This window comes from Arthrobacter sp. H41, from assembly GCF_000520535.1.
Taxonomy (GTDB): domain Bacteria; phylum Actinomycetota; class Actinomycetes; order Actinomycetales; family Micrococcaceae; genus Arthrobacter_D.
Genome location: NZ_KI914823.1, coordinates 22684 through 23555, shown reverse-complemented (window position 1 = coordinate 23555; position 872 = coordinate 22684). Strand labels below are relative to the sequence as shown.

1 protein-coding gene is annotated in these 872 nt (G+C 70.8%); it reads right to left on the bottom strand.

The window, feature by feature from the left end:
• Positions 1-107: 107 nt before the first annotated feature.
• A partial coding sequence (locus Y705_RS20160; RefSeq protein ID WP_081738078.1) for an aspartate/ornithine carbamoyltransferase family protein occupies positions 108-872 on the bottom strand: 765 nt, incomplete at its 5' end.

Genomic DNA, 872 nt, shown 5'->3' with positions numbered 1-872 from the left:
CGCTTCCGGGCCGACGGCGGCGATGACGCCGTCGGCGATCAGGAGGTCCGCGATTCCACCCCCGAGGATCGAGGCGCCCCGGATGAGGTACTGGGTGCTGTGCTTGCTCATGCTGGCTCCTGCGTTGTCCGGTTCGCGGTGGTCGGGGTGCCGGTCGGCGGGGTGCCGGCTGGCGGGGTGGCGATCGCCGGGGTGGCACCCGGATCCGGCGCGTCGTCGGAATGGCCCTGGCCGGACAGCAGCAGGTACAGCGCAGCCATCCGGACCGACACGCCGTTACGCACCTGCGCGAGCACCGTGGAGCGCGGCGAGTCGGCTGCCGCCGCGGAGATCTCGAGCCCACGGTTCATGGGACCGGGGTGCATGATGACGGTGTCGTCGAGGCCCATGACGTCCAGCAGTGCGAGCCGGGCGTCGTCGAACCCCCAGTTCCGTGAATACTCCCGGGTCGAGGGGAAGAACGCGGCGTTCATGCGTTCGGCCTGAAGCCTCAGCATCATGACTGCGTCGGGCCGGGTGACCAGGGCGTCGTCGAGATTGTACCGGATCTCGCAGGGCCAGGTTCCGACGCCGATCGGCAGGAGGGTGGGCGGGCCGACCAGCGTGATGTGCGCACCGAGGGTCGTCAGGAGCCACACGTTGGACCGGGCAACGCGTGAGTGGAGGATGTCGCCCACGATCAGGATGCGCATGCCGCTCAGGTCCGTTCCGGTGGACCGTATCCCGGCGATCCTAGCCCAGTGCCGGCGGAGGGTGAATGCGTCGAGGAGCGCCTGGGTGGGGTGTTCGTGGGTGCCGTCGCCCGCGTTGACGACGGCGGCGTCGATCCACCCGGACGCAGCGAGCCGCGCCGGCGCTCCCGAGGCGGGGGG